The following is a 20,929-nucleotide window of genomic DNA, read 5'->3' on the forward strand; positions in this document are numbered from 1 at the left end:
CGCACTTTTTGCGTTGGCATATCCATTTCAGCCCCGATTTCTTCCGGAATTGGTTCACGACCAAGATCTTGGAGCATTTGCCGTTGAATCCGGATCAGTTTATTGATTGTTTCAACCATGTGAACCGGAATCCGAATCGTCCGTGCTTGATCCGCAATTGCCCGCGTAATAGCTTGCCGGATCCACCAGGTTGCATAGGTTGAGAACTTGAATCCTTTGCGGTAATCGAATTTTTCAACCGCCTTCATCAATCCCATGTTTCCTTCTTGAATTAAATCAAGAAATGACATTCCACGGCCTACATATCGTTTAGCAATTGAAACAACCAACCGTAAGTTGGCTTCTGCCAATTTCTTTTTCGCTTCTTCATCACCCTGTTCAATCTTTAAAGCCAAATCGATTTCTTCGTCAGCGGTTAACAAGTCTACCCGACCAATTTCCTTTAAATACATCCGAACCGGATCATTGATCTTAACGCCAGATGGAGCTGAAACGTCCTTTTTCGCTTCTTCAGCAGTATGATTAGCTGCTTTCAAACTGGCCTTGCTTGGTTCACCATCTTCATCAACGACCGAAACTCCAGCATCTTCGACCCGTTCGATCAACTTATCCATTTGATCAGCATCAAGGTGCATCGGTTCAGCAATCCGTTTGCTTAATTCATCATATTGAATTTGGCCTTTTTTCTTATATTCTTTAATTAAAGCATTAACTTCTTTTTTAAATGTCTTTTCATCAAATGCTGGTTCTTCAGCTTGAGCTTTCTTTTTTGCAGGCATTCTCAATTCCTCCTATTGGTCTCCTGATTTCATTAAATCTTTCTGCCGCAAAAGATTCGTTTTTTCCATAATTAATGACATTAGATTATCGCTATCATTCATCCGTTTGGCTTTCTTGATTTTTTCATCAAGACGGTTAATTTTCTCCTCAAGCGGGTACTCATTCATAATTAACGAAATACAATCTTCAATTTCTTGATCAGTTGCCATTCCCTGATACTCTTCCATCAAAAGCTCAGTTGCCAGTGAATGTAATTGATCATCGCTTACCATTTCCAAAAATTTTGCATCATCAAATTCTTCATCATGATTAAAATACTCTTCAGCTAACAAATAAAGGGTTTGGTAACTTTGATGAATGAAATTAAAATCTTCAAGTTCGCGGACCTTAAACCACACATCGCGTTCATGCAGCATCCGATAGAGCAATAACCGTTCAGCTCGTTCAACGCGCGAATACTTCGGTTTTTCAAAAGACTCGGTAACTGTTGTGATTGTCTTTTGATAATTGGCAAATTCCGATTCCGGTGTTTGTTGATTAGTCTTTTCACGTGTCTGTTGTTCAGCCATCAGCGATTGTAATTGACTTTCAAGGTTGCGGTATTCAACGCCAAACTTTGATGCCAACCGGTTCAAGTACAAGTCACGTTCGATTGGATCCTTGACCGTTACCAGTTCCTTCAAAATATCAGAAATATATGCTAACTGGTCGTTTTCATTTTCAAGATTCCGATTGCGTGCATAAAAGTGCATGAAAAAACTTAATGGTGTTTCATGCTGATTTTTCACAATTTCACGAAACTTTTCTTCACCGTACTTTTTAACGACTTCATCCGGATCAAGTTTATCCGGTAAACTAACGACTTCCAGATCAAACCGGTCACTTGGACGAATGATTTCTAATGCGCGTTTCGTCGCGTTTTGCCCGGGATCATCGCCGTCATAGCAAATTGAAAGCTTTCGCGCCTGATGCGCTAGAATTCCAATTTGTTCATCCGTTAAACTCGTTCCCATTGACGCAACGCCATTCTTAACTCCAGCGCGATATGCCGCTAAAACATCCATAAATCCTTCAAAAAGAATTACCGATTTTGTTTGGCGAATCGTTGCCTTCGCCTTATCCAAATTAAAGAGAACCCGTCGTTTATTAAAAATCGGCGTTTCAGGCGAGTTCAAATATTTAGGAACCGTCTTATCTTCAGTGTGCATTGCTCTTCCTGAAAAAGCAATTGGATGCCCATTGGCATCGTTAATCGGGAACATTACTCGGTCTTTAAAACGGTCGTTTAAATTATCAACCGGAGTGTCAGCGTTGGCCGATCGCTCAACAAATAATCCAGATTTACGTAAAACCTGATAGTTAATTTGTTTTTCCTTTACAAAATTTTTCAAAATATCCGTCGTCGGTGCAAATCCTAGATTAAACTCATTGATCATGTCATCTTGCAATCCCCGCTGATGCAAGTAATCCAACGCCTCCTGCCCCAACTCTGTATTTACCAAAATATGGTGATATAACTGGGTTGCTTGGGCATATAAGCTAATAATTTTTCCATTTTCAGATGACTCCGTTGCATTTAACGTGCCAAGTTGCGTGTACTTTGGATCAAGGGTGATTCCACTCATTTCCGCAACTTTTTGAAAAGCTTCCGGGAAGGTTAAACCTTCTGTTTCCATCACAAATTTAAAAACATTGCCACCTCGATGACATGAAAAACAATTAAAAATTTGTTTTTGTTCATTAACCGAAAACGATGGTGTTGTTTCCGGATGGAAAGGACAAAAGCCGAACCAGTTTTTGCCGGACTTATGCAACTGCACTTTCTGACTAACAATATCCAAGATATTGACCTCTGACCGCACCTGATCGATCAGCTCTGGTGGAATCCGCATTTTGACCTCTCCTCTCTAAAAAAGGGTAAAAAACACCCGCTGTTTATAGTCAAATAAAATGATACCGCGAATTGTTACAAGTTGCAAATTTAAAGCATTTCTGTACAAAAAAATTCCAATGGCCATCGCCATCGGAATTTCAAATTTAATGATCAATTCACTATTTGACGTTCAAATTATCCAATTCACCAAAGTCTTTCGTCAAATCAGCAATTTGCTTTAATTGCAAGAGCCGGTTTTGCTTTACATCTTCATCCTTTGCCATGATCATGGTTGAATCGAAGTAATCGGTGATTGGATCTTTCAATGAAGCTAATTGACTGAACTTTTCTTCCAAGTCAGCTTGTTCAAAGGCCGTTGCTACTTTCTTAACAGCTTCTGCAAGTTTCTTTTCAGATTCATTTTCAAATAATTCAGTTTTCAAAATAGCATCATCTTCAAAGTTCGGAGCCTTCTTGGCCATCCGGCCGACCCGGGTCAAGGCTTCGATCGTTTCCTTAAAGTCATCGTCTTCAAGGTGCTTACCAAGGATCTTAGCGGCTTCTTCAATGTCAACAAATGCATTTTCAGGGTTAGCAACCACCGTATCAAGCACATCATGACGGAGTTGCTTATCGCCATTCATGATTTGAGCAAGCCGATCGATGATAAATTGTTGCATATCTTTTTGTTCATCGCCTGGCATGATGTTCTTATATAAATCTGGGCGATCGTTCATTGCATTTTCAATAAACTTCAACATCATTGGAACAGATAACTTCCAGTTGCGAGCAAGGGCAATGCGAACGATTCCTAAAGCTTGACGCCGCAATGCATATGGATCATTTGAACCACTTGGAATCATTCCAGCAGCGAAGAATGCTTGGATACTATCGATCTTATCTGCAATTGATAATACTGCTCCAACCTTTGTAGCTGGTAGTTCGCCTTCCGCACTGGTTGGCATGTATTCCTCACGGATTGCAGCTGCGACATTGTCATTTTCGCCTTGCAAGCGGGCATAGATTTCACCCATGACCCCTTGCAATTCAGCAAATTCACCAACCATGCCGGTTACCAAGTCAAACTTGTAAATTTGTGCTGCCCGATCTAAATCAGCTAATTCTTGGTCATTTAAGCCAACAAACTTTCCAATTTGACTTGCAAGCAAACGCACCCGCGCCATCTTTTCGTAAATTGTACCGATTTTATCGTGGAACATAACCTTCTTCAAGCGTTCAACGTAATCCGCAATTGATTGTTTTTGATCTTCTTCATAGAAGAACTTCGCATCTTCAAGCCGAGCGGTTAACACCTTTTCGTTCCCTTGAACGACGTTTTCTAAGTATTCCGTGTTTCCATTCCGAACTGAAACAAAGTTTGGCAATAATTTGCCATTTTGATCAGTTACATAGAAGAACCGTTGGTGATCCTTCATTGAAGTGATCAAAACTTGGTCTGGAACACTTAAGTATTTTTCATCAAATGATCCGGCAAAAACTGTAGGATATTCGACTAAGTTATTAACTTCTTCAAGCAAATCTTCGTCAATCACGATCTTCCAATTATTCTTTTGAGCAAGATCATTGATCTGCTTGCGAATCATCGATTTTCGTTCAGTTGCATCAACAATTACTTTTTCTGACCGCAATGCTTCAACATAATCATCAGCATTCTTCAGTTCAACTGGTTTTCCAAGGAATCGGTGACCTTGAGAAACGTTACCGCTTTCGATGTTCAAAATCTTGAATGGAATAACTTGATCGTCTAACATCGCAACAATCCACCGAATTGGGCGAACATATTGGAAATCGTTGGTTCCCCACCGCATCATTGTTGGAAATTTCAAATCCATTGCAACGTCTCGCATGCCCTGCATTACGTCGGCAGCAGCCTTTCCTTCAATAAACTTCTTAACATAAACATATTCTGTACCTTTAAGTTCTTTGAAGAAGATATCATCAACTGAAACGCCTTGGCCACGAGCAAATCCTTGGGCAGCCTTTGACCAGTTACCATCCTTATCATAGGCAATCTTTTTAGCAGGACCCTTAGCCTCTTCTTGAATGTCTGGTTGTTTGTCAGCCAATCCAGTAACCTCGATCGTCAACCGCCGCGGGGTTGAATATGTTTGGACTTCATCAAAATCCATCCGTTGCTCTTTCAAGAATTTTTCTGTTTTTTCAACTAATTGGGCTGCGCTTGGAGTGACAACATGCGCTGGAATTTCTTCCAAGCCAATTTCCATTAAAAATGTATGTGACATGTTATTTATCCTCCTTCAATAATTTTTGACGTAATTCTTCATCCTTGATCAATGGGAAGCCTAACTTCTTCCGTTCTTCAACGAAGACCTTTGCAATCGCTTTTGCCATATTCCGGATCCGCGCAAGGTAACCGGCCCGTTCCGTTACTGAAACGGCTCCGCGAGCATCCAATAAGTTAAATGTGTGACTGCATTTCAAAATGTAATCATATGCGGGGTGAACAAGCCCTTCCTTGATCAACCGCTTAGCTTCCTTTTCATACGTATCAAAAGCATCTAAAAGCATTTCTTGGTTGCTTTCCTCAAAGGCATATTTTGAGTGTTCATATTCAGGTTCCTTGAAAATGTCACCATACTTTACGCCATCAGCCCATTCCAAATCAAAGACTGAATTAACGTCTTGAATGTATGATGATAACCGTTCAAGTCCGTATGTAACTTCTGAAGCAACTGGTTTAACTTCAAGACCGCCGACTTGTTGGAAGTATGTAAATTGGGTAACTTCCATCCCGTCAAGCCAAACTTCCCAACCAACACCGGCGCATCCCATTGAGGGATTTTCCCAGTTATCTTCAACAAATCGAATATCGTGTTCTTTAGGTTCGATTCCTAATGCCCGCAAACTATCCAAGTATAAGTCTTGAATATTATCTGGATTTGGTTTCATCAAAACTTGGAATTGGTGGTGTTGATATAACCGGTTGGGGTTTTCACCATACCGTCCATCAGCTGGCCGGCGTGATGGTTCAACATACGCAACGTTCCATGGTTCTGGTCCGATTGCCCGTAAGAATGTATATGGACTCATCGTTCCAGCACCTTTTTCAGTGTCATACGATTGCATGATCATGCAACCCTGCTTTGCCCAAAATTGTTGCAAAGTTAAAATAATATCTTGCATTGATAACTTCTTTGCCATTTCAATGCTCCTCCATTCAAAATTTTGAAGAAACGAATCAGCGCACAAAAAGTCCCTATGTAACGCCAATCCGGTTACATAGGGACGACTTCTTCAAATCGCGGTTCCACCCTATTTCTAGGAGATCCTAGCAGCTTAATTCGTAAGAAACTCCGAAAATGCCAATCATTAAAGTTCGCATGTCTGCTTTCACCTGCCAGACTCGCTGTCTTTTGAACTTAAACGACCCTTTCTCATCAATGCTTCTCTTATATTCTGTGGCTATCATAGTCTAATTCCGATAGCTTGTCAAATCTTACTTACAGAACATTAAAACTGCTTCATAAATAATTGGTCCTAAAAGCGCAGGTAAGAAATTTGCGACTTTAAAATGTTTAATCTCTAAAATATCACATGCCAACGCAACAATCAAAAGCGAACCAACCGCACTGATTTCGTTAATTGTACTTGCATTTAATAACGGTTGAATAAATGCTGCACAGCCGTAAATGATTGCTTCATAAAGGAAAACAAACGGTCCCGAAAGAAGAACGCTATAACCAAAAATTGCACCGTAAACAAGTGAAGTAATCAGGTCTAGAATAACTTTAAAAAGCATCAAACTTGTTTTCCCAGCAAGGGCAACATTTAACGGTCCAACGATTGACATCGAACCAACACATTCGATCATAAAAACGGTAATAAAGCCTTCCGCGAAATGCGGATCGGAAGTTTTAAACTTCGTTTTCATCCAATTCCCAAAATGATTGAACTTACCATCAATATCAAGCCAAACTCCAATTACTGAGCCAATTACCAGGCTGACTAGCATCAATAATGGTTTTTTAGTTACAATTGCACCTTGAATTCCAATTATTCCAACACATAAGGTTGCAATCTCCATCATCGAATTGATTTGTTTATCCGATAAAAAACGTTGTAGCGGTTTACTTAATAATCCGCCGACCGTAATTCCAACTAAATCCAGAAAAACATAAAACATTTATTTCACCTAAATCATTTTTTATTTCTTAACAATTATCAAATTAACTACAGATAAATGTCAAGTTAATTTCCAATTAGTGAGTAAAACCATATGTTTTTTTCTTTTGTACATCATCATGATGTGTCAAAACATGTGCATTATCCAGTTCTTTCAAACATGCTTTGAAATCTTCAATAAATTCAATGGCAACGTTCATTCCCAAATCTGCGCGGCAAACAATGCGTTGAACAATTAAATTATTTAAATTATCAGGCATTGGATAAGTTGGAACTTGCCAGCCGCGCATCCGTAAACGATCTGACAAATCATATAAATTCCATTGTTGTGCCTGATCATCTTTTAATGCATAGCATAAAATTGGAAGATGCTGAGCATCATTGACGACCTTAAACCGACCAGTCTTCTTAATTTCTTTTATAATATATTTTGCAACTTCATGTGTCCGCATATGAATTTCACGATAACCTTCAAATCCATAACGTACAAAATTATAATACTGTCCAATAATTTGTGATGCACTGCGTGAAAAATTAATTGCCATCGTTGGCATTTCACCACCAAGATAACTTACATTAAAAATTAAATCTTTAGGAACAAATTTTTCATCACGCCATAAAACCCATCCGATTCCTGGATATACTAAACCATACTTATGACCAGATGAATTAATTGAGACCACATTTTTCAATTTAAAGTCCCACTCAATCTCCGGCTCAACAAATGGTGTGTAAAAGCCACCGGAAGCAGCGTCAACATGAATATACACTTTGTAATCCGTATGTTTATTATATTCTTCGACCAAGTCATTTAATTTCTTGATATTGTCGTACCGACCTGTATAGGTAATTCCCATAATTCCAACAATTCCAATCGTATATTCATCAACATAATCCATAACTTTATCCATATTTAACGAAAGGTTATCTTCATCAAGCGGAACTTCCCGTAACTCTATATCCCAATATGTACAAAACTTTTCCCAGCAAACCTGATAGCTTGAGGAAATTACTAAATTAGGCTTATGTGCATTTAAATCAAGTCCTAATTTCTCTGCCCGTTGACGCCAAGCAAACTTCATTGCTAAACCACCAAGCATACATGCTTCAGATGAACCAACCGTTGACGTTCCAAGATAATTGCCATCTTTTGGAGCATGCCATAAGTCAGCTAAAATATTAACACACCGATTTTCGATTTCTGTGGTTCGCGGGTATTCCGATTTATCGATTGCATTCTTTTCAAGTGTTTCAGCCATTAACTTCGTTGCTTCTGGCTCCATGTAAGTCTGACAAAAAGTTGCTAAATTTTGGCGCGCATTCCCCTCATCTTCTAGTTCATCTTTAACCATTCGGTATGCAACATCCGCTTGCATTGATTTAGAAGCAAGTTTATATTTGGGTAAATCTGCATCCTCATTTGGATTTCCAAAAATTGGATCTAAATACTTTGATTCTTCCTGATTTTTCTTTCCAAATAACATAAAATATTCCTCCTACTTTTTTAGATTACGCTTTAATTTTACATCATGTTCTGTTAAAAATTCACCTCGTCCGATTGGATGAATAAATCGGCTAACATCGTCACTACGAACATGGCGCAACTTGAATTGATGATTGGGCTCGCCAAAACGATGACGCAACGCATAAATTACAAATGGAATAATGACTGCAGTCACAAAACTTATGATCAGCACAACTTGATATTTCCGTCCCTGAAGTGGTGTCAATGATGCCGGTGTAACAAACGAAACGATCAGTGCGAAAATCGACAATGCCAGCCCCGAAAAAGCAAGGATCGTTTTTCCAATTTTACCGCCTGGTGCATTATATGTGCGTTTTTTATTTGAATAATGATAAATCAATATAAAATAACTAATAAAAATTAAAATATAACATAATAAATAAATTACAACAGTCAACGAAACGGCCGCTAAAAATGAAACATTGTCCGCTCCACCACCAAATGTTAAAATTGCATCCCAACAAGTCACAATTATTCCTTGGACAATCAAAACCGGAACAGGAACTCCATCCGAATTTAACTTTCGAAAAGTAGCCGGCAACATTCCTTTTTGCGCGGCCACATACATTCCTTTAGATGGACCGATGATCCATGATGCAATTTCAGCTGCCACACCAAAGGCAATCAAAAATGCCATAAGCTTTACCAACCATGTCATTTGGTTTGTAAAATGCTGTATCAAAGAATTAAAAGCCTGAATTACTCCCGCGCTTAACGACAGGTCTTTTTGCGGTACAACCATTGCAACACTTAATCCGCCTGTCCCGTCAAGGAAAATTGTTAAAAATACAAGCATAATAATAACTAGCGGATAATTCCGTTGTGGATTCTTTAATTCATTAACGTGTGGTGCTGAAGCCTCAATCCCGCCAAAGGCTAAGATAAACGAAGAGGCAACCACTAATGTTGATAATTGAGTAAAATTAGGAATCAAAGCATGCCAACTAATTGTAATTTGATTTTGACCGCCTTTTAGAAGGTACAAAACTGCTAATCCTAAGAAAATAACTGACGGAATTAAAATTCCTGCAACAAATCCAATTTGTGCAATTTTGGCTGTTCTTTTGGTTCCTTTAAGTTGCGTAATCGTTAATCCCCAAAAAATTATCAAAACGCCAATAAATTTAATTAATAGATTGCTGTTAAGTGCTGACCAGTTTAACATATACGCTAAAGCCCCAAGAACAAAATAACTCATTGTAACAAAGCTAACGGTCACTTGAAACCATTCAAAAAAGATGGCGGCAAACCCCCATCGCTGGCCTAGCGCGTTACTAACCCAGCCATAGACGCCACCATCTTCCCAACCTTTCACACTTGCCATTTCTGCTGCAGCCAGTGAAATTGGCAAGAACCAAAAAATTCCGAAAATGATTACAAAAAATAATAAATGTAATTTAGCCGTTGCAAAGGTCGGGTACTCGTAAACCGTTAGTACCATCAATGCTGTTAACGAAAGAAAATCAAACAGCGATAATTTTCGACTTTTTCTCATATTAAAATACTTCCCCTAGTACTTAATTATTTCTTTATCTTTAGATATTTATTGTAATATTCTTCTAGCACTTCATTGATTTTTTCAGCAATGATTCGATAAGATTTTCTTGGTAGATTGGCCTCTGAGACCCGAATGATTCCTGGCTGAGTTCCAAAACCTACCCCATCCATTAAAACTACTCCATTATTTTCAGAAAGCTTCATTAAAAAATCTATTTGAGCAAACGACTTCACAAAATACTTTCGAAACTGTTTACCATATTTCTCTTCAGCAAGTTTATAAATATCAATTAATGTGTAATACTTTGCATTGGTTCGCGAATTATCGGCTTCAATTCCTAGTCCTTTCACTAAGTCAGTGTACCGCCGGTTAACAACATAGCGACATTCATCAATATAAGAATCGGTTGAGCCATTTGCATATACTAAGTGAGTCAATGCAAAAAGTACTTCCATCATTTGTTGCGGGGTTGATAACCCAGAAGTATGATAAAGCCCAATTGAACGACTATCAGCAGCAATTCGTTCAATAAATGGAAGTTCACTAGGATTAGTTTCAACAATTCGATAACGATTATTGACTTCCTTTTGTTCTGCCGGTGGCAATTCATGAATCAAACGATCAAAAATGTTATTTTCATTCATCGCAAGTAATCCTAACCGCCAACCAGTTGCACCGTAAAGCTTTGAAAACGAATAAATTAATAACGTATTTTGAGGAGCAACACTATAAACTGTTTGAAAACCGTCAACGAATGTTCCATAGACATCATCAGTAATAATCATTAAGTTAGGATTTTCCTTTATAACCTCACGAATCTTGTCTAAAATGTCATCGCCAAATGCTCGTGAAGCCGGATTAGTTGGATTAACGATAAATAATGCCTTAATTGAAGGATCCTTTAATTTATCCAATTCATCTGGATTAACTTTCCAATCGTTATCCGGATCAGCTTGAAGTTTAACTTCAACTAATTCGTAATCGTTTAACTTTGGAATTTGCAAGTATGGCGTAAAAATCGGTGTATTAATTGCAATTTTATCACCCGGTTTGATCAAATGATTTTCAGCCAATGAGTGGAAAAGATATACAATCGCGGCCGTCCCACCTTCTGTTGCTAATAATTTAGTTGAGTCTGCAAGTTGAACGCCATTATACAATGTTGATTCAAGGTACTTATTTAAAATAATTTCAGTATTTTTCAAAATTCGATTTGGCGTTGGGTAAGTATTTCCCATAATCCCGTTTGTTAATTCGGCGACAAAGTCATCCAAATCCAAGTTTAGCTTTTGTGAAACATAGTCTAAAATATCTAAAATAAATTGATCATTTTTATGCAATTGCGGATCAAGAAAATCTTTTAACCGCTCAGTAATTCCTTTCTTTTCAATAAATCCAGCTAAATCACGGCGATCAATTGTCCGTTGAGATTCACCAACTCCAAATTCCGTTAGGCGCGCAAATGCTAATCGCGCTTTAGTATTGATCCAATTCGGATTTCCCTTTCCTGCATTCAAAAATTTATGATTATTTTTCTTTGCTAATTTGAGCATTAGACTACTGATTTCAAAAGCCCCGAGTTTTTCTAAAGCTTTTTCTTGGCCAGCATCCATATTAATATCTATCCCTTCTGCCTTTTTAAATACATATGACGATTATACCAGTATTCAAAATAAAATAAATAATTTTCAATCACTTTTATCTTTAAGAATTTTATCCCATGATTCCATTTGATCAATAAACTTTTTTGCTTTGACATAAACCCCGACTTGGCTATTATAAATTTCATCTAGTGCACGTCGCAAATTTCTTTTTGTCACTTTCTTTAAATTAATTGAATTTAATTTTGTCAAGTCAACAACACTAAATTGTCGCAAAAAATAAATCGTTCGCTTATCCAAATGCAGTCGGTGCTCATCCAAAGGCCAATGCTTCTGACAAAGCAATCCACCATATATTTCAGAATAATCAAACGGAAGAACATCTCTGCCGCAAACTGCACATGCCTGCCAGTTCGGCTGAACCCCAAAACATCCAAGCAACTTAACTTCAATAATATTGGTAATAATTGCCGGATCATAGTCTTCATCAATTAATTGTAACGCAGTGGCAATTTGAGTAAACCATAAGCTCGCCAAGTTTGGCTGATTGCCAAATGCTTGGCGAGCTAATCCAAGAATATATGAAGCGTAGGCGTTAAGCTCAATATTTTGCGAAATTTCCTGGTACTGCGCAACTTCCTTCGTCGTCGTAATGAATGACAATCCATCATCATTGATTTTTCCAATATAAGTTCCGTGAGTAAACGGTAAAATTGCCGCTTGCATTCGAAAACCGCGTTTCCGCGCTCCGCGAACAAAAAACGTCTTAAAGCCAAAGCGGTCAGTTAAAATCGTCACTAACATGTCGCGTTCACGATAATCTTGCCGACTGACAACGATTCCTGTAAACTCTTCATCTGAATAACTTCCCACTGATTCACCTGCTTACTATTTCAAAAGTAAAATAACTCCACCAATAGCAACGACCACAATTGCAACGGCAAACCATTTCTCAAACCGGGTGAAAATCGGTTCTCCAGGAGCCTGTTCTTTTCGTGCCTTGATAAACAACGGAATTCCAATTACATATGCAATAAACGCAATTGTCACGTAATTGATTCCCGCTGAAATTCCCATGATCAAAGTAAACAAAGCAGCCAAAATTCCAGTTACTAATGCACTGATTCGGCCCTTTTGACCTGGATAATTTGCTTGCTTAATTGAAAGCTTAATCAAATATAATGCACTAATAAAATATGGTGGAACCGTCATCGTTGCTACGATCGTATACGCCATTTGGAAAGCGTTACTAGCAAAATGGGACAATAAAATGATCAGTTGCATCACAACTGTCGCTACAAAAAGCGAGAAGACCGGAACATGCTTCTTATTTTCCTTTGCGAAAATCTTCGGAAATGCTCCATCCTTTGCAGCAGCAAATGGCATTTCGGCTAACATCATCGTCCATGATAACCAGCATGACAAAACTGAAACGATCAACCCGGCTGCAATAATCAGCCGGCCTGCTGAACAGTGCATTGCCAATGTCAATAATTGAGCTGTTGATGGTGATACCATCCGGGCAATTTCACCATAGGATAAAAGTCCTAACGGCAACAACGAAACAATAATATACAATACAAGGCACATAAAGTAGCCGATCGCCGTTGCCCGCTTAACTTCAAGCTGTGATTTGGCCCGGTCTGATAAAACGACTGCCCCTTCAATTCCACCGAACGCCCAAAGCGTAACGGTCATAGTTCTCAAAACTTGGTGCGGGATGCTTCCCAGCGATTGATCATGCAACGCAGGAATTAATTGCGATGCACTGAAGTTAGTTGTAAATGTGACCCATTTAAAATGGATTGCCAATGCAACGATAATCAATGCAATTACTGCCATCCGGACAACCGTTCCAACAACCGTTACCCAACCGGCTTGTTCAATCCCGTATGCAATAATAAACGTCATTCCCCATAAAATAATCGTTGCGCCAATCACTGACGGCCAATTATTTCCGCCGCTAAACTTTTCCGGGAAGAAATAATTCAGCGTACTCATAATTAAAACCGCATATGCAACGTTTGAGAAACATTCACAGATCCAGTAACCCCATGAAACAAAAAAACCTGTAAATTTTCCAAAACCAGCTTCACCGTATTTATACAATCCAGTCGTCAAATCTGGTTTCAATTCAGTCAACTTCAAAAACATTGAGGTTACAAACCACATTCCAATTCCGACAACGATCCAGGCAATAATTTGGGCTTTTGCCCCCGCAACCGATGCCATATTTTTCGGTAAATCAAAAATTCCGCCCCCAAGCATCGCACTCAAAACGACACTTGCCAGGCTTAATAATCCGAGTTTCTTTGTTTTGTTGTTTTTCATTTAACTTCGTCCATTCTTTCAAATTTTTCTTTCTGATTCATTATTTTTCAATTTTACGCATCCGTGGATGTCGATGGGCGAAAATAAGTTGTTTTGTTTGAATTTGTTGAAGAAAAATTTTCATGTCATCCACGGTCCTTTCAATACTTTATTTCAAATTATACCAATTATTAATCAAGATTACACCTATTAATTTCGAAACCAGCCGAATTATTAACCTTCATCTCGCAGTTATGCTAGACTTATTCGATAGAAAACAACAATTATTGGAGTGAATTAAATGACTTATCTGTTATACGGAATCTTAATTATTATTGGTTTGATTACTGGCGGAATCACCAGTCTTGTTGGTGCTAGCGCAGTTACGCTAATTGTGCCGACCCTTTCAATGCTTTTCCACGTTGATGTTCACACGGCCATTGGAACCAGTCTTTTCGTTGATATTGTGACCTCAATCGTTGTATCGTACAATTACTACCGAAAAGGCCACGTTGAACTAAAATCTGGACTTTGGATTGCGGTTGCATCAATTATCGGAGCTCAAATTGGAGCAAATATTGCCAATCAAACAAAAGGAGTTACCCTTTCCGGACTTTTCGGTGTGTTACTAATCTTCTCCGGCATCAGTCAACTGCGCAAAACTAAAAAAGGAAAACAAAAACCAAAGAAAAAAATCAATTTCAAACATCAATGGACTGAAATTCTAACCGCAATCCTAATTGGTATCGGCATTGGAATTATCAGCGGGATTTTCGGTGCTGGCGGTGGTGTAATGATTCTCCTTGCCTTAGTTATCATTCTTGGATACCCAATGCATACCGCGGTTGGAACATCGACCTTAATTATGGCCATCACAGCTTTCTCATCTGACGTTGGATATTTTACTCATGGGCACATTAATTTTCTTTACGGAGTCTTACTGGCAATCGGAGCTGTCATCGGTGGGATGCTCGGATCAAAATATGCCAACAAGATTAATGACCAAAAGTTGGCTGTTTTCCTCGATCTTTTCTTCATCATTATTGGAATTATCATGCTTTTACAAATGGTAGGTTAATCCAATGAAACAAATTACATCTGATCTCTATTTAATAAAAATGGCTCAAACAAATCCATGTGCCCCACAAGTTAATGTTTATTTTTTGAAAAATGAAAAACTGTTAATTGATGCAGGCCCTAATAATTACCCATGTTATTTAAAATTAAAGCAAAACTTGGAAAACATTGGGATCGATCTCAAACAGATATCTGTGGTTGTAACTCATCACCATCCAGATCATGTAGGATTGTTAAAATACTTTCCTAAAGAAATTACGGTCTATGCTAGTCCAGAAATTCGATACTACGGAACATCCGCATATTTGAATGCGATTGATGAGCAAATCCGTCAGCTACAAATTCTTGGTATTCCAGCGCATGCCATTGACCAGGTAAAGTCTCAACTTCAACAACGATTTTTACCTTTCTTGGAAACCATTAATTTTGAAGATTTAAATCGACTACCTGTTTCTTCCATTCGGATTCACCGTTTATGTGGTCATTCACCGGCCGATATTGTTTTCCAAAAAGATAATTGCTTTTTTGGCGGTGATCTGATTTTAAAAGGCATTTACTTTAACATTCTTTTAGACATTAATCCGGTTAATCAAAAGTTATGCCTTTTAAACCAAGAATACAAACAGAGTATCAAGAAGATTTTAACGACATTTAAAGTCCAAACATGGTATCCGGGCCATGGCGACCCAATGAATTTTTCAAGTTTAATTAAGATTAATAAAAAATATCAAAAACTTAGTCAGTTGATTCATCAGCGAATTGTTCAATCTTTTTCATCTTCTGATTATGACTTAGCAATGCGTGAAATTTACAGTTACTTTCCGCATTTAAACGATTATTTTTATTTATCTGACATTTTAACGGTCCTTAAATAAAAACACGACACTTAGCACATTTATTTTATGACTCAATTATGCAGATATAGCAAAGAGACTGTGGCTTATATCACAGTCTCTTTATTTATAGCGGATATTCTTGTTTAATTTTAAAATAGCTGCCGCGAATCGTCCCAGCCAATTTGGAGTGCATCTTAGCAAATTTAAACTTGCCTTCAAATTCTTCTAGAATCTCCATGTGATCGCTTAGTTTAAAGCCAACTGCCCGCTTTTGCGGATCAACTAAATCATACATTACATTGATTGATAACCCATTTTGGTAAAACACATATAAGTGACGAACCCGTTCAATCGTAAAATCGGCCACTTCAAGTGGTTTGGATTTAAATTTTAAATCTCGTTCAGCAACGATTTGATCCATCATTTGAACTACATCTGGGCGTTCAGATGCCGGAAAAGTAATAAATTTCGTTTTAAAATGATTCCAGTAATACCGGGCTTCATTAGCCCGCAATCCAGCAAGTTCTGTAGCATATGGTGAGCTTTCCAAACCCGAAGGAGTAACATTTTTGAAATCAATTTCCATCATTTTTTACCTCCATAATTAAATATTAACTAAATTAATTTGCCTTTTAGTTAAGAAATAAGTGTCCGCAAATAACTGAAGCCGTTTTCTTATACTTTAGATTCAATTACTATTACAATAAACTTGTAAAGAGAATTTTACAAATAAACTAATTGTAAGGGGTTATCACTTATGGATTACGCAAAAGCAGAAGCAAAGTTACTGACGAAAATCAATGATCAAATTGAAAAACTTGATATCAACTTATCTAAAATGGGAAGTGCTGAGAATAAACTTATCCACTTTGCTGACCAAGAAAAAGCACTGCATGATCTGCACAACATTATTCGTGACGGAAAGAAAATCGACCGCGTTGAAGAACATGCTGAAAAACAATCCGAAAAAGAAGCTCAAAATTGGATTAACGACGAAAACAGCACCGTTAATAAAATTGAACGCAAAGTTGATGATTTAATTGGGACGCTTTCAAATGTCAGCGACGATGATTCAAAAATCAAAAGTTATGTCGAACAAAAGAAAGTTATTGGCGATATCAAGTCAATTATTAAAGAATTTGATAAGTAATTGAAAATTAACGAGATTGTGACATTTGTTGCAATCTCGTTTTTTATATTTCTGACCATTTAATTTCTAATAAATAAATTTCGGGAATGAATCTTCCCCACTATCCGTTTTAATCGTGCGCTTGGTTACACATCAACATCGAATACGTTCCATACGCGTTTAGAAAATCATCAATCATCACGATTGCTTGAGTGTTCAACTCTTTTGCCCAGTAAAAATGAAAGGTTTCAGTTTGCAAAGCAGTAAACAAACATGGATATTTACTTGAAAAATCACATAGAAACCCTGTCATCGTTCATTGGTTAACAACACAAATGATTATCTGCTTTTTCATTATAAATCACTTCACGAGTAAGTTAATCGGCATAATTATTGTAATAGGGCCTGGACAACCTTAACCGAGATGAGCAATCAAAAAATCGACAATCCGTTTTGTTGAAAGAAAAATCGTTTCTTGATCATTAATCCCGTTTATATTCTTTTGAGATCGATTTGGCACCTTACCTACGTCACGTAACGTTTTAAAACCTTAAGTTGGCTTCCACGCATCAAGATAATTCGAATAAATTCTAAGAATTCGTCCTCGCCGAACTGCATAATACTTTATTCTTTCTTACCTCGCATTCTTATTTTATTATAAACAAAACATACGTTTGATAATAACATACAAAAAAAGCTGATTAATATCAGCTTTTACTCTTCATTTTCATTTAATAAAGCTTGCTTCAGCGCCTTTGTCTTGCTTAACGAAAAGACTTCCTCATCACCATTTTTAAAGTAGATCACACGCATTTTATAATCAACGCGTTCGATATTTTTAGGATTAACCAATAGTGAACGCGAAACTTTCAACAAGCCTGTTTTCTTCTCTAAATTAGCAATGTTATCGAAAAATTCATATTGCCCATCTTGAGTAACTAAAATTACCCGATGGGCTTTATCTGATGAAGTAATATAAATAATTTTCTTTTCTTCAAAGTTTAATACTTGATTACCGATTGAAAATGAGTACATTTTGTCATTTTCAAGAGCTTTTTTCTCGATCCGTTCATATGCTAAATTCAGCGTATTAACGATTTCGATGCGCATTTGCTCATATCCCATATCTTTTGTGATAAATCCAAGCGGTTCAACCTGGCGTTGAAGAGTCAGCGGTGCCATTTCCGTATGCGTTGTTACAAAAATAATCTTTCCGCTAATATCGTGATTCCGAACCCATTGGGCCAAATCAATTCCATTTATGTCTGATCCAAGGTCAATATCAAAAAAATAAACGCCCTTTTCAATTGAATTATCCTTAATATAGTCTTCAACCGCATGCGGATCAGATGACTTAAATGCTAACTGATATTGATTTGGATGAAACATATTAAAATCATTGATAACCGAAGTTAAATTTGCTAACTGTTCGGAATTATCTTCACAAAGAATAATTGGATACTCCATGCTTTCAAATACGCTCCTCTTCATTTCTAATTCAAATGACAAAGGCTATTGTACAAAATAATTTATAAGAAAAGATTAAGACTTTTAAAATTCTTGAACTAAAAAGGGATGACAAACTGTAAAAAGCAAGCGTAATAATAGCAGCATATGAAGTTGTAGCTCATTTATTTTGAAAACCAGTTGTGTGTAAATCAAAAAGAGGTTATGACGTTCATGTCACAATCTCCTTTTAATTAGACTGATATCAAAATTTTTCTGTTATCCTTTGCCTTCTCCAGTTTCATCTTTTAAAATACATTCAGCATGCATTACATTCCCTTGCGTTTCAGTATCTAAAACAAATGAGCCGTTTGAATAGCGATCACTTAGCGAATGATCGGCAGGATCAATTGAAACGATTTCGTTATGATCAGTGATTACATAAATTTCTTGACCCGGTTTGATCGTAACAACCGCTGCAACGCGGTGCGGATTGCGTTTTAATTCGCGCAAAACTTGAACTCCACGCCGTGCTCGGGTCGTTTGTGGAATTTCGCTGACCTTCATTTGCTTAAATGCTCCGCGATGAGTAATGATGCCGATTACTGCATCATTATTTACTAACTTAACTGCGCTCAAATAATCATCTCGTAGATCCATGTTCTTAACCCCAGCAGCCTTAGCTCCTAAAATAGAAACTTCGCTCAAGTCATAACGCAAACCATAACCACCGTGAGTAATTGCAAGAACCTGCCGTGGCTGGTCATCGTTAACAAATTCAACGGTCAAAACTTCATCCGTTGGGGTCTTTAATTTGATATACATGCTGGCTCGTGAACGATATGTTCGCCCTGGTTGCAAGTCAGATAACTTAGTCTGTTTGATCAAGCCTTCCTTAGTTGCAATTACAAACTTACCATTGGCTTTCAGGAATTTCAAAACTTCAACGTGTAAAACGAACTCATCTGCATCCAACCCAATCGTTTGGGAAAGATGTTCACCCGTATCTTTCCAGCGCATTTCCGTAATTTCGTGGACCGGTCGATAAATCATATTTCCTTTGTTTGTAAACATTAAAACGTGACTTAAAGTATTAACTTTCCCTTGGAAAACAGGCTGATCTTCATCACGCAACCCATTATCTTGTTCACCTGAAGCTGTGTATGACCGGATCGACGAACGCTTGACATAGCCCTGCTTTGAAATCAAGACCATTACGTCTTCTTCAGCAACCGTAACCTTGGTGTCGATCTTCAATTCTGAAATTTCATCCTGTATTTCGGTCAACCGCGCAGAACCATACTTTTTAGCCACTTCTTGTAATTCAGTTTTAATAACCCCATCAAGTTCTTGCGGGTCGTTCAAGATTTGTTGGAACCGCGTAATCTTTTGAGTTAATTCAGCGGCTTCCTTTTCTAACGCTGTCACGTCAGTGTTGGTTAAGCGATACAATTGCAACGAAACGATCGCTTCCGCTTGTTTTTCAGTGAAATCATACTTTGAAACTAAATTATCCTTTGCATCCTTCTTATTTTCGGAATGCCGAATTGTATGGATCACTTCATCAAGAATCGACAAGGCTTTGATCAATCCATCAACGATGTGTTTCCGTGCCTGAGCTTTATCAAGGTCAAACTTGGTCCGGCGACCAGTGACTTCCCGTTGATGATCAACGTAGGCACTTAAAATTTGCTTCAAGCCGACATGTTCCGGCCGCTTATTATTGATTGCCACCATGTTGAAGTTATACGAAATTTGCAAGTCAGTGTTTTTAAACAGATAATTTAAAATTCCTTGAGCTTGCGCATTCCGCTTTAACTCGATCACGATTCGCAACCCTTCACGGTCACTTTCATCCCGGACTTCAGCGATTCCTTCAACCTTCTTCAAAAGGCGAATTTCATCGATTTTCTTGACTAACAATGACTTATTGACTTCATATGGAATCTCAGTGATAACGATTTGTTGCTTGCTACCTTTAATTTTTTCGATCGAAGTCCGTGAACGAAGAACCACTCGTCCCCGGCCCGTCCGATAAGCCTTTTTAATCCCATCAATTCCTTGCAAAATTCCCCCCGTTGGAAAATCAGGGCCCTTAACGAATTGCATCAGATCTTCAAGGGTTGCATCGGGATGATCCATTAAATAGATCGTTGCCTGAATCGTTTCGGTGAGATTGTGAGTTGGAATTTCAGTTGCATAACCGGCAGAAATACCGGTTGCCCCATTAACCAATAAGTTTGGAAAACGCGCTGGCAAAACAGTTGGTTCATATTCGGTATCATCGAAGTTCAAAACCATTTCAACGGTATCTTTATCAATGTCTTTCAACATTTCAGATGCAATTTCAGATAATCGTGCTTCGGTATAACGCATTGCAGCCGCCGGATCACCGTCCATTGAACCGTTATTTCCGTTCATTTCAATTAACGGTTCTCGCAATTTCCAGTCTTGACTTAACCGAACTAAGGCTTCGTAAATTGAAGAATCACCATGCGGATGGAAATTTCCCATAACATTTCCAACCGACTTTGCTGACTTGCGGAAAGCTTTGTCATAGGTATTTCCATCTTCATTCATTGCATATAGGATTCGGCGCTGAACCGGCTTCAAGCCATCCCGAATATCAGGCAGTGCCCGTTCTTGGATGATATATTTTGAATATCGGCCAAATCGTTCACCCATAACCG

General features: G+C 38.0%; 17 protein-coding genes. 3 read left to right on the forward strand and 14 right to left on the reverse strand.

What is annotated here, in order from left to right; genetic code table 11:
- The 10 genes from FC64_RS03630 to FC64_RS03675 form a co-directional block, all read right to left on the reverse strand.
- On the reverse strand, nt 1-779 hold a 779-nt coding region (locus FC64_RS03630), incomplete at its 3' end, for a sigma-70 family RNA polymerase sigma factor (protein WP_057906593.1).
- Between the two features lie 12 nt (nt 780-791).
- On the reverse strand, nt 792-2,672 hold the full coding sequence (gene dnaG, locus FC64_RS03635; protein ID WP_057906594.1) for a DNA primase: 1,881 nt from the start codon (nt 2,670-2,672) through the stop codon (nt 792-794).
- A 160-nt stretch (nt 2,673-2,832) separates the two neighbouring features.
- Nucleotides 2,833-4,917 (reverse strand): glycine--tRNA ligase subunit beta, encoded by a 2,085-nt coding sequence (gene glyS, locus FC64_RS03640; RefSeq protein WP_057906595.1) that lies wholly within the window; start codon nt 4,915-4,917, stop codon nt 2,833-2,835.
- A gap of 1 nt (nt 4,918) precedes the next feature.
- Nucleotides 4,919-5,836 (reverse strand): glycine--tRNA ligase subunit alpha, encoded by a 918-nt coding sequence (gene glyQ / locus FC64_RS03645; RefSeq protein ID WP_057827435.1) that lies wholly within the window; start codon nt 5,834-5,836, stop codon nt 4,919-4,921.
- Nucleotides 5,837-6,131: 295 nt separating this feature from the next.
- On the reverse strand, nt 6,132-6,818 hold the full coding sequence (locus FC64_RS03650; RefSeq protein WP_057906596.1) for a DUF554 domain-containing protein: 687 nt from the start codon (nt 6,816-6,818) through the stop codon (nt 6,132-6,134).
- A 76-nt stretch (nt 6,819-6,894) separates the two neighbouring features.
- Nucleotides 6,895-8,301, reverse strand: a complete 1,407-nt coding sequence (gene gad / locus FC64_RS03655; protein ID WP_057906597.1) for a glutamate decarboxylase — start codon at nt 8,299-8,301, stop codon at nt 6,895-6,897.
- 12 nt (nt 8,302-8,313) lie between these two features.
- Complete coding sequence (gene gadC, locus FC64_RS03660; protein WP_057906598.1) at nt 8,314-9,837, reverse strand: glutamate/gamma-aminobutyrate antiporter; 1,524 nt, start codon at nt 9,835-9,837, stop codon at nt 8,314-8,316.
- Between the two features lie 26 nt (nt 9,838-9,863).
- Nucleotides 9,864-11,453 carry a bifunctional aspartate transaminase/aspartate 4-decarboxylase gene (locus tag FC64_RS03665; protein WP_057906599.1) on the reverse strand — a complete coding sequence of 530 codons (1,590 nt, stop codon included), beginning with the start codon at nt 11,451-11,453 and terminating at the stop codon, nt 9,864-9,866.
- Between the two features lie 75 nt (nt 11,454-11,528).
- Complete coding sequence (recO, locus tag FC64_RS03670; protein ID WP_057906600.1) at nt 11,529-12,314, reverse strand: DNA repair protein RecO; 786 nt, start codon at nt 12,312-12,314, stop codon at nt 11,529-11,531.
- A 15-nt stretch (nt 12,315-12,329) separates the two neighbouring features.
- Complete coding sequence (locus tag FC64_RS03675) at nt 12,330-13,772, reverse strand: basic amino acid/polyamine antiporter (RefSeq protein WP_057906601.1); 1,443 nt, start codon at nt 13,770-13,772, stop codon at nt 12,330-12,332.
- Nucleotides 13,773-14,052: 280 nt separating this feature from the next.
- Between FC64_RS03675 and FC64_RS03680 the strand changes: the two genes are divergently transcribed.
- Nucleotides 14,053-14,829, forward strand: coding sequence for a sulfite exporter TauE/SafE family protein (locus tag FC64_RS03680; RefSeq protein ID WP_057906602.1), 777 nt, complete (start codon nt 14,053-14,055; stop codon nt 14,827-14,829).
- A 4-nt stretch (nt 14,830-14,833) separates the two neighbouring features.
- Nucleotides 14,834-15,703 carry an MBL fold metallo-hydrolase gene (locus tag FC64_RS03685; protein ID WP_057906603.1) on the forward strand — a complete coding sequence of 290 codons (870 nt, stop codon included), beginning with the start codon at nt 14,834-14,836 and terminating at the stop codon, nt 15,701-15,703.
- A gap of 85 nt (nt 15,704-15,788) precedes the next feature.
- On the opposite strand, the gene FC64_RS03690 is transcribed toward FC64_RS03685, so the two are convergent.
- Nucleotides 15,789-16,253: a hypothetical protein gene (locus FC64_RS03690; RefSeq protein ID WP_057906604.1), complete on the reverse strand. Its 465-nt coding sequence runs from the start codon at nt 16,251-16,253 to the stop codon at nt 15,789-15,791.
- 168 nt (nt 16,254-16,421) lie between these two features.
- Here FC64_RS03690 and FC64_RS03695 point away from each other — a divergent pair, with 168 nt between their 5' ends.
- Entirely contained in the window at nt 16,422-16,814 is a 393-nt protein-coding gene (locus FC64_RS03695) for a hypothetical protein (protein WP_057906605.1), read from the forward strand.
- A 529-nt stretch (nt 16,815-17,343) separates the two neighbouring features.
- On the opposite strand, the gene FC64_RS07545 is transcribed toward FC64_RS03695, so the two are convergent.
- From FC64_RS07545 to parC, 3 genes are all read right to left on the reverse strand, one after another.
- Nucleotides 17,344-17,421, reverse strand: a complete 78-nt coding sequence (locus FC64_RS07545; RefSeq protein ID WP_202987260.1) for a ribonuclease H1 domain-containing protein — start codon at nt 17,419-17,421, stop codon at nt 17,344-17,346.
- A gap of 86 nt (nt 17,422-17,507) precedes the next feature.
- The gene (locus tag FC64_RS03700; RefSeq protein ID WP_057906606.1) at nt 17,508-18,260 is read right to left on the reverse strand and encodes a LytR/AlgR family response regulator transcription factor; all 753 of its coding nucleotides are present in this window, start codon (nt 18,258-18,260) and stop codon (nt 17,508-17,510) included.
- A 258-nt stretch (nt 18,261-18,518) separates the two neighbouring features.
- The gene (parC, locus tag FC64_RS03705) at nt 18,519-20,924 is read right to left on the reverse strand and encodes a DNA topoisomerase IV subunit A (RefSeq protein ID WP_057906717.1); all 2,406 of its coding nucleotides are present in this window, start codon (nt 20,922-20,924) and stop codon (nt 18,519-18,521) included.
- Nucleotides 20,925-20,929: the final 5 nt, after the last annotated feature.

Source organism: Ligilactobacillus araffinosus DSM 20653, from assembly GCF_001435375.1.
Classification (GTDB): domain Bacteria; phylum Bacillota; class Bacilli; order Lactobacillales; family Lactobacillaceae; genus Ligilactobacillus; species Ligilactobacillus araffinosus.

Bases quoted from the DNA above. Each gene is read 5' to 3' on its own strand.
- glyS (WP_057906595.1), bottom strand. From the start codon at position 4,917: ATGTCACATACATTTTTAATGGAAATTGGCTTGGAAGAAATTCCAGCG.
- dnaG (WP_057906594.1), bottom strand. From the start codon at position 2,672: ATGCGGATTCCACCAGAGCTGATCGATCAGGTGCGGTCAGAGGTCAAT.
- FC64_RS03690 (WP_057906604.1), bottom strand. From the start codon at position 16,253: ATGATGGAAATTGATTTCAAAAATGTTACTCCTTCGGGTTTGGAAAGC.
- FC64_RS03675 (WP_057906601.1), bottom strand. From the start codon at position 13,772: ATGAAAAACAACAAAACAAAGAAACTCGGATTATTAAGCCTGGCAAGT.
- FC64_RS03665 (WP_057906599.1), bottom strand. From the start codon at position 11,453: ATGGATGCTGGCCAAGAAAAAGCTTTAGAAAAACTCGGGGCTTTTGAA.
- glyQ (WP_057827435.1), bottom strand. From the start codon at position 5,836: ATGGCAAAGAAGTTATCAATGCAAGATATTATTTTAACTTTGCAACAA.
- FC64_RS03685 (WP_057906603.1), top strand. From the start codon at position 14,834: ATGAAACAAATTACATCTGATCTCTATTTAATAAAAATGGCTCAAACA.
- FC64_RS03680 (WP_057906602.1), top strand. From the start codon at position 14,053: ATGACTTATCTGTTATACGGAATCTTAATTATTATTGGTTTGATTACT.
- FC64_RS03650 (WP_057906596.1), bottom strand. From the start codon at position 6,818: ATGTTTTATGTTTTTCTGGATTTAGTTGGAATTACGGTCGGCGGATTA.
- FC64_RS03695 (WP_057906605.1), top strand. From the start codon at position 16,422: ATGGATTACGCAAAAGCAGAAGCAAAGTTACTGACGAAAATCAATGAT.
- gad (WP_057906597.1), bottom strand. From the start codon at position 8,301: ATGTTATTTGGAAAGAAAAATCAGGAAGAATCAAAGTATTTAGATCCA.
- FC64_RS03700 (WP_057906606.1), bottom strand. From the start codon at position 18,260: ATGGAGTATCCAATTATTCTTTGTGAAGATAATTCCGAACAGTTAGCA.
- parC (WP_057906717.1), bottom strand. From the start codon at position 20,924: ATGGGTGAACGATTTGGCCGATATTCAAAATATATCATCCAAGAACGG.
- gadC (WP_057906598.1), bottom strand. From the start codon at position 9,837: ATGAGAAAAAGTCGAAAATTATCGCTGTTTGATTTTCTTTCGTTAACA.